Source organism: Streptomyces puniciscabiei, from assembly GCF_006715785.1.
GTDB classification, from domain to species: Bacteria; Actinomycetota; Actinomycetes; order Streptomycetales; family Streptomycetaceae; genus Streptomyces; species Streptomyces puniciscabiei.
In genome coordinates this window covers 918,986-932,865 of record NZ_VFNX01000001.1, presented here as the reverse complement: position 1 = coordinate 932,865, position 13,880 = coordinate 918,986, and the positions used below count along the sequence as shown (strand labels likewise).

Below are 13,880 nucleotides of genomic sequence, written 5' to 3'. Positions count from 1 at the left end.
CCATGAAGGTGGCGATCATCGGCGGGGGTCCCGGTGGCCTGTACGCGGCAGCGCTGCTGAAACGGCTGGACCCCGAGAGGGAAGTCAGGGTCTGGGAACGCAACGCCCCCGACGAGACCTTCGGCTTCGGGGTCGTCCTCTCCGACGAGACCCTCGGCGGCATCGAACACGCCGACCCCGTCGTCTACGGGGCCCTGCAACGCGACTTCGTCCGCTGGGACGACATCGACATCGTCCACCGGGGTGTCACCCACCGCTCCGGAGGCCACGGCTTCGCCGCTCTCGGACGTCGTCGCCTGCTGGAGATCCTGCACGACCGGTGCCGCTCCCTGGGCGTGGAGCTCGGCTTCCGTACCGAGGCGCCCCACCCGCACACGCTCTCGACCGAGTACGACCTCGTCATCGCCGCCGACGGTCTGCACAGCACCACCCGCGCCACCTACGCCGATGTGTTCACCCCCCAGGTGACGGCACAACGCTGCCGCTACATCTGGCTCGCCGCCGACTTCCCCTTCGACGCCTTCCGTTTCGAGATCGCCGAGACGGAACACGGCGTGATGCAACTGCACGGCTACCCGTACGCGGCCGAGGCCTCCACCGTGATCGTCGAGATGCGCGAGGAGGTCTGGAAGGCGGCGGGATTCGACGAGGTCACCCCGCAGGAGTCCATCGACCGCTGCGCCAAGATCTTCGCGGAAGCGCTCCGCGGCCGCCCCCTGCGCTCCAACAACTCGGCCTGGACCGGCTTCCGTACGGTGGTCAACGACCGCTGGTCCCACGGCAACGTCGTCCTCCTCGGCGACGCCGCCCACACCGCCCACTTCTCCATCGGCTCCGGCACCAAACTCGCCGTCGAGGACGCGCTGGCCCTGGCCGCGTGCCTGGAGGAACAGCCGGACGTACCACGTGCGTTGGCGGCTTACGAGGAGGAGCGCAAGCCCGTCGTCGCCTCCACCCAGCGAGCCGCGCGGGCCAGCCTGGAATGGTTCGAGAACCTGCGGCTGTACCTGGACCAGCCGCCCCGCCAGTTCGCCTTCAACCTGCTCACCCGCAGCCGCCGCGTCACCCACGACAACCTCAGGCTGCGCGACGCCCACTTCACCGAGGCGGTCGAGCGCGAGTTCGGCTGCCCGCCCGGCACACCCCCGATGTTCACCCCGTTCCGGCTGCGTGGACTGACCCTGCGCAACCGGGTCGTCGTCTCGCCGATGGACATGTACTCCGCCACCGACGGCGTGCCCGGCGACTTCCACCTCGTCCACCTCGGTGCCCGCGCCCTCGGCGGGGCCGGTCTGGTCATGACCGAGATGGTGTGCGTGAGCGAGGAGGGCCGCATCACGCCGGGCTGTGCCGGTCTCTACACCGGCCGGCAGGCCGAGGCATGGCGGCGGATCACCGACTTCGTGCACACCCGGGCACCCGGCACCGCGATCGGTGTACAGCTCGGCCACTCGGGCCGCAAGGGCTCCACCAGACTGATGTGGGAGGGCATGGACGAGCCGCTGCCCGGCGGCAACTGGCCCCTCGTCGCCGCCTCCCCACTGCCGTACAAGCCGGGCAGCCAGGTGCCGCGCGAGCTCTCACGGGCCCAGCTCACCGACATCCGCGAGCAGTTCACCGCGGCCGCCTGGCGGGCCGCACGGGCCGGCTTCGACCTCCTCGAACTGCACTGTGCACACGGCTACCTGCTCTCCGGCTTCCTCTCCCCGCTCACCAACCGGCGCACCGACGCCTACGGCGGCTCACTTCAGCGGCGGCTGCGGTTCCCGCTGGAGGTCTTCGACGCCGTACGCGCGGTGTGGCCGGCGGAGCGGCCCATGACGGTCCGCATCTCGGCCACGGACTGGGCCGAGGGCGGCACCACCGCCGAGGACGCGGTGGAGATCGCCCGCGCCTTCGCCGCGCACGGGGCCGACGCGATCGACGTCTCCACCGGGCAGGTGGTGGCCGAGGAGCGGCCGGAGTTCGGGCGGTCGTACCAGACGCCGTTCGCCGACCGGATCCGGCACTCGGCACGTGTCCCGGTGATCGCCGTCGGAGCGATCTCGTCCTGGGACGACGTCAACTCCCTGATCCTCGCCGGGCGCACCGACCTGTGCGCGCTGGGCCGTCCGCACCTGTACGACCCGCACTGGACCCTGCACGCGGCGGCCGAGCAGGGCTACGAAGGTCCCGGCGTCGCCTGGCCGGCCCCCTACCGGGCGGGCAGCAGGCGCCCGCAGACCGGCCGCACGGACGCCCCGAAGCCCCGGCTGTCGCTCACCTGAAGGCCCGGGGGAGGGGCGTGCGGGGTCGGTCACAGGCCTTCCACGTCATCCGCACCGTTCCTGAACCGACCTGTTATCGACACCTGTCTAGGTTCTTTCGAGCCATTCGACGGACCCACAGGGATCGAGACTGCGATGACTGACACCAGGCCGCTGCCCGAGCAGCCCGGACATGGATACGGCCGCACTCCGGCCCCCCGGTACGCGGCCCCCGCGGCGCCGCCCGCCGCCCCCGCCCGGCAGCGCGGCCGGGACGGCTCGGGCATCCGGCGTGCCGCGCTGGTCATCCATACGATCGCCGATGTCGCGGCGGCGTTCCTGGGGCTGTGGATCCTGCTGTACCTGCTGCGGGCCAATCACGCGAACGTCTTCGTGGGATTCGTGGCGGACGTGGCCGACTCGCTGGCCTGGTGGTCACAGGACATCTTCACGATGGGCACGGAGAACCTCCGGGTCCTGCTCGACTACGGTCTGCCCGCGGTGATCTACCTCGCGGTCGGACACGGTGTCGCGATGCGGCTGCGCCGGTTCTGAGGCACCGGCCGCTCACAGCCCCGCGAACCGCGCACCCGCGTCCCGCAGGCGCGTGTGCAGCCCCCGGAAGACCTCCGCCGAGCGCTTGCCCGGCCAGCCCGCGGGCAGCAGGCGGCTCGGCAGGCCGGGGTCGGTGTAGGGCAGGTGGCGCCAGGAGTCGAGGGCGCGGAGGTAGTCCCGGTAGGCCTCCTCGGGCGGGGTGTCCGGGCGGCGCTCCCAGGAGTGCAGCACCGGGCCGTGCGCGTCCAGGAAGCGCTCGTGCTCCTTGGCGATCGCGGCCAGGTCCCACCAGCGGGCGACCGCCTCGGCCGTCGGGGCGAAGCCCAGGTGCTCGCCGCGGAAGAGGTCGACGTACGGATCCAGGTGCAGCCGGCGCAGGGTGTGCCGGGTCTCCTCGTACAGCCGCGCCGGGGCGATCCACACCCCGGGGGCCGCCGTGCCGAAGCCCAGGCCGGCCAGCCGGGAGCGCAGCACATGCCGCTTCTGCCGCTCCGACTCGGGCACGGAGAACACCGCGAGCACCCAGCCCTCGTCCGCAACGGGCGTGGTCGCGTAGATACGCCGGTCGCCGTCCTCCAGCAACTGCCGTGCCTCCGGGGAGAGTTCGTAGCCGGCGGCGCCCACGGCGGTGCGCGCCGGCAGCAGCAGGCCGCGCCGTTTGAGCCGGGACACCGAGGAACGGACCGAGGGCGCGTCCACGCCGACCGCGGCCAGGAGCCGGATCAGCTCGGCGACGGGCACCGGGCCGGGCATGAAGCGGCCGTACGCGCCGTAGAGCGTGACGATGAGGGACCTGGGGGCGTGCTGCTCTGACACGTTGATCATTTTAGGTCGCCGGTATCACTGCCGGTCACCTTCGGTGCGCAGCCGGAAGCGCTGGAGCTTGCCGGTGGCGGTGCGCGGGAGCGCGTCGAGGAAGACGAACTCGCGCGGGCATTTGTAGGGTGCCAGTTCCGACTTGAGGAAGGTGCGCAGGGCCTCCGGGTCGCGCCGGGCGCCCGCGCGCAGCACGGTGTAGGCGACCACCACCTGTCCACGGGCCTCGTCCGGGCGGCCCACGACCGCCGACTCCACCACGTCCGGGTGCCGCAGCAGCGCGTCCTCCACCTCGGGCCCGGCGATGTTGTACCCGGCGGAGATGATCATGTCGTCGGCGCGGGCCACATAACGGAGGTAGCCGTCGGACTCGCGGACATAGGTGTCACCGGTGATGTTCCAGCCGCCGCGCACGTACTCCCGTTGCCGCGGGTCGGCGAGGTAGCGGCAGCCGACCGGGCCGCGCACGGCGAGCAGGCCGGGCTCGCCGTCCGGCACCGGCGTGCCGTGCGTGTCCTGCACCCGCGCCTGCCAGCCCGGCACCGGCACCCCCGTGGTGCCCGGCCTGATCCGCTCGTCGGCCGCGGAGACGAAGATGTGCAGCAGCTCGGTCGCGCCGATGCCGTTGATGAGACGCAGTCCGGTGCGCTCGTGCCAGGCCCGCCAGGTGGCCGCGGGCAGGTTCTCGCCGGCCGACACACAGCGCCGCAGCGACGAGAGGTCGTGCCGGTCGAGCTCCTCCAGCATGGCGCGGTACGCGGTCGGGGCGGTGAACAGGACCGAGACGCGGTGCTCGGCGATCGCGGGGAGCAACTGCCGGGGGCCCGCCTGTTCCAGGAGCAGGGAGCTGGCACCGGCCCGCATCGGGAACACCACCAGACCGCCCAGGCCGAAGGTGAAGCCGAGCGGGGGACTGCCGGTGAAGACGTCGTCCGCGCGCGGGCGCAGCACATGCCGCGAGAAGGTGTCCGCGATCGCCAGCACGTCCCGGTGGAAGTGCATGCACCCCTTCGGGCGACCCGTGGTGCCCGAGGTGAACGCGATCAGGGCCACGTCGTCGGCCGCGGTGTCGACCGCCGGGTACGGCGTGCCGGGCCCGGGGCGGTGCAGGAGGTCGTCGGGGCCGTCACCGCCGTACGTCGTGATCCGCAACCCCGGTATGTCGGCCTTCGCCAGGTCCTCCACCGACCGGATGTCGCACAGCGCGTGCCGCACCAGGGCGATGTCGCACATGGTGGCCAGCTCGTGCGGGCGCTGCCGGTCCAGCACGGTGACGGCTATCGCGCCCGCCTTCAGCACGGCCAGCCAGCAGGCGGCGAGCCAGGGGGTGGTGGGGCCGCGCAGCAGCACCCGGTTGCCCGGCACCACGCCGAGGTCGCCGGTGAGGACGTGCGCGATCCGGTCGACCCGTGCGCGCAGCTCGCCGTACGTCCAGGTGGGCCCGTCAGGGGTGTGGAAGACCGGGCGGTCCGGCCCGGCGTGGTCGAGGAGTTCGGCGGCGCAGTTCAGCCGTTCGGGGTAGCGCAGCTCCGGCAGGTCGAACCGCAGCTCGGGCCACTCGTCCGGCGGCGGCAGATGGTCGCGCGCGAAGGTGTCGACATGGGCCGAGTGATGCATGGCGGTTCGCCCCCTTGCCGTGACAAACGTCGAGACGGGCGTCGTGGTGGGCACCGGCGTCCTGGTGGGCTCGCGCCTTGAGCGTATCGTGTTGGTGACGGCAGTCAACCTTGCGCGATAAGGTCGGAAGGGAGTCCGGGTGGCAGGGGGGGCGGGGTCGTGAGGGCCCCGTACCGGACGGCGAACGGGAAGGGTCAGGGTGGCCCGGACCGGAGGGAGGACCGGCAGTGCCCGCATTCTCGCTCGAACCGCGGCAGACCGCCTGGTGTGCCGAGCTGCGCACGATGGCCGCCGAACGGCTGCGCCCGCTCGCCGACAAGGGCGAGCCGGGCCACGTCAACCGGCCGCTGCTCGCCGAGCTCGGTCAACTCGGGCTGCTGGCCCGGCTGTTCGGTTCCGGCGCGCTCGACCTGTGCCTGATGCGGGAGTCCCTCGCCCAGGCCTGCACCGAGGCCGAGACCGCGCTCGCCCTGCAGGGCCTGGGCGCCCACCCGGTGCACGCCCATGGCAGCCCCGCCCAGCGCGAACGCTGGCTGCCCGGGGTCGCCGACGGCAGCGCGGTCGCCGCCTTCGCGCTCAGCGAGCCGGGGGCCGGTTCGGACGCGGCCGCGCTGTCCCTCGCCGCCGAGCCCGACGGCGCCGGCCGCTGGCGGCTCACCGGTGCCAAGCGCTGGATCTCCAACGCCCCCGAGGCCGACTTCTACACCGTCTTCGCCCGCACCACACCCGGCGCCGCAGCCCGCGGCGTGACCGCCTTCCTCGTCCCCGCCGACCGGCCCGGACTCACCGGCACCGCCCTGGACATGCTCTCGCCGCACCCCATCGGCGCCCTGGACTTCGACGCCGTGCCGGTCACCGCGCACGACGTGCTCGGCGAACCCGACCGCGGCTTCGCCGTCGCCATGGGCACCCTCAATCTCTTCCGCCCCAGCGTCGGCGCCTTCGCGGTCGGCATGGCCCAGGCCGCGCTCGACGCCACCCTCGAACACACCCGCCGCCGCGAGGCCTTCGGCGGCCGGCTGATGGACCTGCAGACCGTCGCCCACCAGGTCGCCGAGATGGCCCTGCGCACCGAGGCGGCCCGGCTGATGGTCCACGCGGCTGCGACGGCGTACGACGAGGGCGCGCCGGACGTGCCGAAGCGCGCCGCGATGGCCAAGCTGCTCGCCACCGAGACCGCGCAGTACGTCGTCGACACCGCCGTCCAGCTGCACGGCGCCCGTGCCCTGCGCCGCGGCCACCTCCTCGAACACCTCTACCGCGAGGTGCGCGCCCCGCGCATCTACGAGGGCGCCAGCGAGGTCCAACGGGGCATCATCGCCAAGGAGTTGTACAAGGAGACCGCAGGGCCGGCCCCGGAGACCGAGGAGGCGTCCCGGTGACGACCGAACGCGTCAACCCGCCCGAGCTGTCCCCGCCCACGGGGTTCTCGCACGCCGTCGTCGCCTCCGGCTCGCGCGTGGTGTTCCTCGCCGGCCAGACCGCCCTCGACGCCGACGGCAAGGTCACCGGCGACACGCTCCCCGAGCAGTTCGAGCGGGCCCTCGGCAACCTCCTCGCCGCCCTGCGCGCGGCCGGCGGCACCCCCGCCGACCTCGCCCGGGTCACCGTCTACGCCACGGACGTCGCCGCGTACCGCGCCCACGCCGGCCGGCTCGGCCGCGTCTGGCGGGACCTGGCGGGCCGGGACTACCCGGCGATGGCCGTCGTCCAGGTCGTACGGCTGTGGGACGAGCGGGCGCTGGTGGAACTGGACGGGTTCGCCGTGCTGTCCTAGGTCCTGGGCGGCCGGGGTCAGGCGGCCGTGGCGAGCCGTTCCGCCGGGACCCGGCGCGGCGGGACCACGCTGCCGTCGGGGCGGAGTTCGCCGCTGTCGTCGAACACGATCGAGCCGTCGCACAGCAGGGTCCAGCCCTGCTCGGGGTGGGCGGCCACCGGGTGCCGCGGGGCGGGACCGGACGCGGGGCACGAGGACTGGTCGGAGCACATGGCGCACCTCCACATCGGGATGTGTGGGGCCGGCGGGTGCGGCCGCCGGCCGTCATACGAAGACCATGCTCCCGTCGTGAACGCCCCGGAACCGCGCGCCGTGAAGCGTGACAACACCCGGACAACTCCCGGACGGTTCGATGACGCGCCACCGTTGGAGTGACGGTCACGCCCGACGGCCCGGCCGACCGGTACCAGTGGAACCTCCCATTCCGTGGACCCGGAGGTACCCGTGCCCGTACGCCCCGCCCTCGCCGCGGCCCTCGGCACAGCCGCACTGCTGTGCGCCGCCGTCGCCCCGGCAGCCGCCGCCGACTCGTCCGAGACCGTCACGGTCGATCCGACCGGCCACATCGCCAAGGACGGCACGATCACGCTCAGCGGCACCTACCGCTGCACCGATGCCAGCGGTGTCGCCTTCGTCAGCTCCTCGATCAGCCAGGGTGACCGCACCACCGTGTACGGCATCGGCGGCAGCCCCGCCCAGTGCGACGGCGCCGAGCACCACTGGGAGAACAGCGGCAAGGTCTCGCCGAAGACCCTGAAGGCCGGCAAGGCCCATGTGCAGGCGACGGTCACGGAACTGCGCGACGGCGGCCTGGTGCTGTTGCTGCCGGCCTTCCACGCCCTCAAGGAGCAGGACGTCACGCTCAAGTGACACCCGCACCGGCGGCGCCGGACAGGTGCGGCACCTCCTCCCCGGCCGGGCGGCCCGGCCGAGCAGCGGCACCGCGAGCGCCGCCGGCCTCGCGCATCCGGCGCCGGCGGAACGGCTGCGGCACCCTCACGTCACCGGGAACCGCCCGCCCGCCGTGCCACCGCTCCCCCCGCCGGACGGCGCAACGCCGCCACGAACTTGTAGCGGGAACCCCGGTACACCGAGCGCACCCACTCCACCGGCCGGCCCTCCGCGTCCCGCGAGTGCCGGGACAGCAGCAGCATCGGCAGCCCCACGTCGGTGGCGAGCAGGTGTGCCTCGCGCGGGGTGGACAGCGAGGTCTCGATGGTCTCGTCGGCCTCGGCGAGATGGACGCCGTACACCTCGGCGAGCGCCGTGTACAGCGAGGGCCGGGTCGCCAGCGAGCGGCGCAGGCCGGGGAAGCGCCGCGCGGACAGGTGGGTCGTCTCGATCGCCATCGGGTCGCCGCTGGCCAGCCGCAGCCGCTCGATGCGCAGGACGGGCTCGCCGGCGCCGGTGCCGAGCAGCTCCGCCAGCCGCTGGTCGGCCGGGATCTCCCCGATGTCCAGCACCTGCGAGGCGGGCGTGAGGCCCTGCGCGCGCATGTCCTCGGTGTGCGAGGTCAGCTGGAGCGTGCGGTACAGCTTGGGCTGGGAGACGAAGGTGCCCTTGCCCTGGACCCGGTCCAGGCGGCCCTCGCCCACGAGTTCCGTGAGCGCCTGCCGGATGGTGGTCCGCGAGGTGTCGAACCGGACGGCGAGCAGCCGCTCGGCCGGCATCGCCGAGCCGGGTTGCAACTCCTCCGCCATGGCGAGCAGTCGCTGTTTGATCCGGTAGTACTTCGGCACGCGCGCGGTGCGGCCGTACGCCCCTGACTGCGGCTGGGCGCTGCTGACGTCGGTGGTCATGCCTGCCTTCCCGGCTGTGTCGACGGTCTCCCGTTATAGCGACCAACTGCCCTATGGTCTAGTCCAACGCGATCGCTCAGTTCTGGTCCGATCCAACGGCCGGGCGAAAGGGGCGGATGCGGACGGACGCGCTCCGGTGACGTTCTCGTAACGGCCGGAATCGGCTTCCCGGACCACCCTTGACACCTCGAAAGGTCTAGGCCAAGCTCCACCGTACTGGTCTACACCATTAGTGGCCAGGTCCCGAGCCCTACGTGCAACAGCGTCGTACGCAGGTCACCGCCGAGGGCGTGGGGGGTTAGAGGCATCCCTGAGGAGGGTGGCGTGAAGCGCAAGCTCGCTGCCGCGATCGTGATCGCGGGCATGATGGTCTCCGTTGCGGCGTGTGGCGGAAGCAAGGGCGACGACAGCGGCAAGAACGCGGGGCCGGACACCTGGAAGGGCCAGACGCTCACCGTCTGGACCATGGACGGGTCCGCGCCGCCGCAGTGGAGCAAGGACGTCCAGGCCGCGTTCGAGAAGAAGACCGGCGCGAAGCTGAAGTTCGAGATCCAGAAGTGGGACGGGATCCAGCAGAAGATCACCACCGCCCTCTCCGAGGACAACCCGCCGGACGTCCTGGAGGTCGGCAACACCCAGACCCCGGCCTACGCGGCCACCGGCGGCCTCGCCGACCTCTCCGACCTGAAGAAGGAGATCGGCGCCGACTGGACGCCGTCGGTCTCCCAGTCCTCCGTGTACGAGGGCAAGCAGTACGCCGCCCCCTGGTACTTCGCCAACCGCGTCGTCGTCTACAACAAGGCGATCTGGGCGAAGGCCGGCATCACGTCCACCCCGAAGACCCGCGACGAGTTCTTCAAGGACCTGGACACCATCGGCAAGAAGACCGACGCCGAGCCGCTCTACCTGCCCGGCCAGAACTGGTACTTCTTCGACGGCCTGACCATCGGCCAGGGCGCCGACCTGGTGAAGAAGCAGGGCGGCAAGTACGTCTCCAACCTCGCCGACCCGAAGGTCACCGCGGCGATGGAGATCTACAAGAAGTACGCCTCCTACTCCAAGGCCCCCAAGGACAAGGACGAGGCCACCCCGCAGCAGGCCACGGTCTTCGCCAAGGGCAAGACCGGCGCGTTCATCGGCATGGGCTGGGAGGCCGGCACCGCCATCCAGGCCAACAAGGCCATCGAGAAGGACCTCGGCTACTTCACCATCCCCGGCGCCACCGCCGACAAGCCCGAGGGCGTCTTCCTCGGCGGCTCCAACCTCGCCGTCGCCCAGAACAGCAAGAAGCAGTCCCTCGCCAAGGAGTTCCTGAAGATCGCCCTGTCCGACCAGTACGAGGGCGAACTGGCCAAGCTCAACGGCGTCATCCCGAACAAGACGTCCCTGCAGAGCAACCTCAAGGGCAACGGCGCCGCCGAGGCCGCCGCGCCCGCCGCCGCGGCCGGCGGCACCACCCCGCTGATCCCGGAGTGGGCCGCGGTGGAGAACACCCCGAACCCGATCAAGTCCTACATGACCGCGGTGCTGAACGGAAAGGCTCCCGCGGCGGCCGCCAAGGACGTCGAGGGCGAGATCGACAAGCGCCTGGCCCAGCAGAACTGATGATCCCGCCGGGGGCGCCGCACCGGGCGCCCCCGGCTCCATGTGCCGTACGCACGCGCGGCCATGGAGTTCGTACGGCCACGGAAGAGATGGCAACTCATGTCAGTGCAGACCCAGGGCACGGACACGGCCGGGGGGCCCGCTGTCCGCAAGGCCCGGATACCCAGGCCGCCGAGGGCTGAGGACCGCGGCTCCCGGGCCCCGTCCCGCCGCGGTGCCGCCGCCCCCTACCTCCTGCTGCTGCCCGCGCTGCTGGCCACGGTGGTCCTGCTCGGCTGGCCGCTGGTGAAGAACGGCATGCTGTCGTTCCAGAACCTCAACCCGCGCCAGCTCATCCAGCACCTCACCGAGTGGAACGGCGTCGAGAACTACCGGCAGGTGCTGAGCGAGCCGGAGTTCTGGCACGTCGTCGAGCGCTCCGTCTTCTTCACCGCCGCCAACGTCGTCCTCATCATGGGGCTCGGCACCCTGATGGGCCTGCTGCTGGTCCGGCTCGGCAAGCGGATGCGGCTGCTGCTCATGGTGGGCCTCGTCCTGGCCTGGGCGATGCCCCCCGTCGCCGCCACCACCGTCTACCAGTGGCTGTTCGCCCAGCGCTTCGGCGTCGTCAACTGGACGCTGGACAGGCTCGGCTGGCACTCCATGGCCGGCCACAACTGGCTGGGCAGCCAGTTCTCCACGTTCGCCGTGGTCATCCTGCTGATCGTGTGGCAGTCGATCCCGTTCGTGGCGATCAACCTCTACGCCGCCACCACCACGATCCCCAGGGAGCTGTACGAGGCCGCGTCCCTGGACGGCGCCGGCGCCTGGCAGAGCTTCACCTCGGTGACCCTGCCCTTCCTGCGGCCCTTCCTGTACGCCACGACCTTCCTCGAGGTCATCTGGGTCTTCAAGTCGTTCACGCAACTCTTCGCGATCAACCAGGGCGGACCCGACCGCCTCACCGAGACCCTGCCGATCTACGCCTTCGTCGAGGGCGTCGGCAACCAGCACTTCGGGGTCGGCGCGGCGATCTCGTTCCTGACCATCCTGGCGTTGCTCGTCATCACCTCGTACTACCTGCGCATGGTGCTCAAGCAAGAGGAGGACGAGCTGTGAAGCGCTCGCTCTTCGGCCGTATCTGGCCCAACGCGACCGCCGTCGTCCTCTTCGCCGGCTTCGTGTTCCCCGTCTACTGGATGTTCGCGACGGCGTTCAAACCGACCGGCGACATCATCTCCGACGACCCGGTGTGGTTCCCGACGAACGTCACCCTCGGCCACTTCGAGAAGGCGATCCACGCCGACCACTTCTGGACGCTGGTCGCCAACTCCGTCACCGTCACGGTCCTGTCGGTGGTGTTCGCGCTCGTCATCGCCCTGGTCGCCGCGTTCGCGCTCGCCCGGATGCGGTTCAAGGGCCGGCGCGGGCTCATCGTGACGTTCATGCTGGCGCAGATGGCCCCCTGGGAGGTCATGATCATCGCCATCTACATGATCGTCCGTGACAACGACATGCTGGACAGCCTGGTCCCGCTCACCGTCTTCTACACGATGATGGTGCTCCCGCTGACCATCCTGACGCTGCGCGGCTACGTGGCCGCCGTACCGAAGGACCTGGAGGAGGCGGCGATGGTCGACGGCTGCACCCGCACGCAGGCCTTCGTGCGGGTCATCTTCCCACTGCTCGCGCCCGGCCTGATGGCGACCTCGCTCTTCGGCTTCATCACCGCCTGGAACGAGTTCCCGCTCGTCCTGATCCTCAACAAGGACATCGAGAAGCAGACCCTGCCGCTGTGGCTGTCGCAGTTCCAGACCGCCTTCGGCGACGACTGGGGAGCCACCATGGCCGCCTCGTCCCTGTTCGCGCTGCCCATCCTGATCCTCTTCATCTTCCTGCAACGCAAGGCCGTCAGCGGCCTGACCGACGGCGCCGTGAAGGGATGACCCCGCCGATGACCACACTCGCCACCGGCCCTGACACCCTCACCCGGGACGCCCTCGCGGTGCTGCAGCCGGGGTTCGACGGCACCACCGCGCCGGACTGGGTGCGCCGCCGCCTCGGCGAGGGCCTCGCCTCCGTCGCCCTGTTCGGCCGCAACGTCGTCAGCGAGGACCAGGTCACCTCCCTCACCGCCCAGTTGCGGACCGAACGGGACGATCTGCTGGTCGCCATCGACGAGGAGAGCGGCGACGTCACCCGCCTCGACGTGCGCTCCGGCTCCGCCTTCCCCGGCAACCACGCCCTCGGCGCCGTCGACGACCCACACCTCACCCGGGCCGTCTCCCGCGAGCTGGGCCGGCGCCTGGCCGCCTGCGGCGTCAACTTCGACTGGGCGCCGTCCGCCGACGTCAACGCCAACCCCGACAACCCCGTCATCGGGGTGCGCTCCTTCGGCGCGAGCACCGACCTGGTCGCCCGGCACACCGCCGCCTGGGTCGAGGGCCTGCAGTCCACCGGCGTCGCCGCCTGCACCAAGCACTTCCCGGGCCACGGCGACACCAACGTGGACTCCCACCACGCCGTGCCCCGCATCGACGTCGACGCCGACACCCTGTACGAGCGTGAACTGCCCCCGTTCCGCGCGGCGATCGCCGCCGGCACCCGGGCCGTCATGAGCGCCCACATCCTCGTGCCGGCCCTGGACCCGGACCGCCCCGGCACCCTCTCCCGCCGCGTTCTGACCGAGCTGCTGCGCGGTGAACTCGGCTACCAGGGCCTGATCGTCACCGACGGCATGGAGATGCGCGCGATATCCGGCACGTACGGCCTGGAGCACGGCGTGGTCCTGGCGATCGCGGCCGGCGCCGACGCCATCTGCGTGGGCGGCGGACTGTGCGACGAGGGCACCGTGCTGAGGCTCAGGGACGCGCTCGTGGCGGCCGTACGCTCCGGCGAGCTGCCCGAGGAACGGCTCGCCGACGCCGCCGCCCGGGTCCGGGACCTGGCCGCGTGGACCGCCGGGGCCCGCAGCGGCGCGGCGGACACCGAGCCGAACCCCGAGATCGGCCTGGTCGCGGCCCGCCGCGCGCTGAGAGTGACCCGCGCGGGCGCCGCCGCACCGGTCACCGCACCGGTGTACGTCGCCCAGTTCGAGCCGGCCCGCAACATCGCCGTCGGCGACCAGACCCCGTGGGGCGTGGCCGCCGAGCTGCAGCGGCTGCTGCCCGGCACCGCCTCCGGCTCCTTCACCGGTGAGGGTGTCGGCGCGGAGGCGCTGGCCGCGGCCGACGGCCGCCGGATCGTCGCCGTGGTCCGCGACGAACACCGGCACGACTGGATGGCCTCGGCCCTCGACACCCTGCTCGCCGCCCGCCCCGACACCGTCGTCGTGGAGATGGGCCTGCCGCAGGCCGCCCCGCGCGGCGCCCTGCACATCGCCACCTACGGTGCCGCCCGGGTCTGCGGTGTGGCGGCGGCGGAGGCCGTCGTCGCGGGCTGAGCCACCCGCTCCACCGGCCGCCCGCCGCCCGCGCGGGCGGCCCG

General features: G+C 72.0%; 13 protein-coding genes. 9 read left to right on the top strand and 4 right to left on the bottom strand.

The window, feature by feature from the left end:
- Positions 1-2: 2 nt before the first annotated feature.
- Positions 3-2,267, top strand: coding sequence for a bifunctional salicylyl-CoA 5-hydroxylase/oxidoreductase (locus FB563_RS04220; protein ID WP_142218479.1), 2,265 nt, complete (start codon positions 3-5; stop codon positions 2,265-2,267).
- 135 nt (positions 2,268-2,402) lie between these two features.
- Positions 2,403-2,801, top strand: coding sequence for a hypothetical protein (locus FB563_RS43875; RefSeq protein ID WP_244329001.1), 399 nt, complete (start codon positions 2,403-2,405; stop codon positions 2,799-2,801).
- A gap of 12 nt (positions 2,802-2,813) precedes the next feature.
- Here FB563_RS43875 and FB563_RS04210 read toward each other — a convergent pair whose 3' ends face one another.
- Both FB563_RS04210 and FB563_RS04205 read right to left on the bottom strand, forming a co-directional pair.
- On the bottom strand, positions 2,814-3,626 hold the full coding sequence (locus FB563_RS04210) for a PaaX family transcriptional regulator (RefSeq protein WP_142218478.1): 813 nt from the start codon (positions 3,624-3,626) through the stop codon (positions 2,814-2,816).
- 15 nt (positions 3,627-3,641) lie between these two features.
- On the bottom strand, positions 3,642-5,234 hold the full coding sequence (locus FB563_RS04205) for an AMP-binding protein (RefSeq protein ID WP_142218477.1): 1,593 nt from the start codon (positions 5,232-5,234) through the stop codon (positions 3,642-3,644).
- 227 nt (positions 5,235-5,461) lie between these two features.
- On the opposite strand from FB563_RS04205, the gene FB563_RS04200 reads away from it, so the two are divergent.
- Complete coding sequence (locus tag FB563_RS04200) at positions 5,462-6,616, top strand: acyl-CoA dehydrogenase family protein (protein ID WP_142218476.1); 1,155 nt, start codon at positions 5,462-5,464, stop codon at positions 6,614-6,616.
- Positions 6,613-7,011: a RidA family protein gene (locus FB563_RS04195; protein WP_142218475.1), complete on the top strand. Its 399-nt coding sequence runs from the start codon at positions 6,613-6,615 to the stop codon at positions 7,009-7,011. Before FB563_RS04200 ends, FB563_RS04195 begins: the two co-directional genes overlap by 4 nt.
- 17 nt (positions 7,012-7,028) lie before the next feature.
- Here the strand turns inward: FB563_RS04195 and FB563_RS04190 are convergent, their stop codons facing one another.
- The gene (locus tag FB563_RS04190; protein ID WP_142218474.1) at positions 7,029-7,223 is read right to left on the bottom strand and encodes a DUF5999 family protein; all 195 of its coding nucleotides are present in this window, start codon (positions 7,221-7,223) and stop codon (positions 7,029-7,031) included.
- A gap of 232 nt (positions 7,224-7,455) precedes the next feature.
- On the opposite strand from FB563_RS04190, the gene FB563_RS04185 reads away from it, so the two are divergent.
- Positions 7,456-7,881, top strand: coding sequence for a DUF6299 family protein (locus FB563_RS04185; protein WP_142218473.1), 426 nt, complete (start codon positions 7,456-7,458; stop codon positions 7,879-7,881).
- Positions 7,882-8,012: 131 nt separating this feature from the next.
- On the opposite strand, the gene FB563_RS04180 is transcribed toward FB563_RS04185, so the two are convergent.
- The gene (locus tag FB563_RS04180) at positions 8,013-8,810 is read right to left on the bottom strand and encodes a GntR family transcriptional regulator (protein ID WP_142218472.1); all 798 of its coding nucleotides are present in this window, start codon (positions 8,808-8,810) and stop codon (positions 8,013-8,015) included.
- A gap of 324 nt (positions 8,811-9,134) precedes the next feature.
- On the opposite strand from FB563_RS04180, the gene FB563_RS04175 reads away from it, so the two are divergent.
- From FB563_RS04175 to FB563_RS04160, 4 genes are all read left to right on the top strand, one after another.
- Positions 9,135-10,415, top strand: a complete 1,281-nt coding sequence (locus tag FB563_RS04175; RefSeq protein ID WP_142218471.1) for an extracellular solute-binding protein — start codon at positions 9,135-9,137, stop codon at positions 10,413-10,415.
- Positions 10,416-10,514: 99 nt separating this feature from the next.
- Positions 10,515-11,513, top strand: coding sequence for a carbohydrate ABC transporter permease (locus FB563_RS04170; RefSeq protein WP_142218470.1), 999 nt, complete (start codon positions 10,515-10,517; stop codon positions 11,511-11,513).
- On the top strand, positions 11,510-12,340 hold the full coding sequence (locus FB563_RS04165; RefSeq protein WP_142218469.1) for a carbohydrate ABC transporter permease: 831 nt from the start codon (positions 11,510-11,512) through the stop codon (positions 12,338-12,340). The genes FB563_RS04170 and FB563_RS04165 overlap by 4 nt, the downstream gene beginning before the upstream one ends.
- An 8-nt stretch (positions 12,341-12,348) precedes the next feature.
- Complete coding sequence (locus FB563_RS04160) at positions 12,349-13,836, top strand: glycoside hydrolase family 3 protein (protein ID WP_142218468.1); 1,488 nt, start codon at positions 12,349-12,351, stop codon at positions 13,834-13,836.
- Positions 13,837-13,880: the final 44 nt, after the last annotated feature.

Bases quoted from the DNA above. Each gene is read 5' to 3' on its own strand.
- FB563_RS04220 (WP_142218479.1), top strand. From the start codon at position 3: ATGAAGGTGGCGATCATCGGCGGGGGTCCCGGTGGCCTGTACGCGGCA.
- FB563_RS43875 (WP_244329001.1), top strand. From the start codon at position 2,403: ATGACTGACACCAGGCCGCTGCCCGAGCAGCCCGGACATGGATACGGC.
- FB563_RS04210 (WP_142218478.1), bottom strand. From the start codon at position 3,626: ATGATCAACGTGTCAGAGCAGCACGCCCCCAGGTCCCTCATCGTCACG.
- FB563_RS04205 (WP_142218477.1), bottom strand. From the start codon at position 5,234: ATGCATCACTCGGCCCATGTCGACACCTTCGCGCGCGACCATCTGCCG.
- FB563_RS04190 (WP_142218474.1), bottom strand. From the start codon at position 7,223: ATGTGCTCCGACCAGTCCTCGTGCCCCGCGTCCGGTCCCGCCCCGCGG.
- FB563_RS04180 (WP_142218472.1), bottom strand. From the start codon at position 8,810: ATGACCACCGACGTCAGCAGCGCCCAGCCGCAGTCAGGGGCGTACGGC.
- FB563_RS04170 (WP_142218470.1), top strand. From the start codon at position 10,515: ATGTCAGTGCAGACCCAGGGCACGGACACGGCCGGGGGGCCCGCTGTC.
- FB563_RS04160 (WP_142218468.1), top strand. From the start codon at position 12,349: ATGACCACACTCGCCACCGGCCCTGACACCCTCACCCGGGACGCCCTC.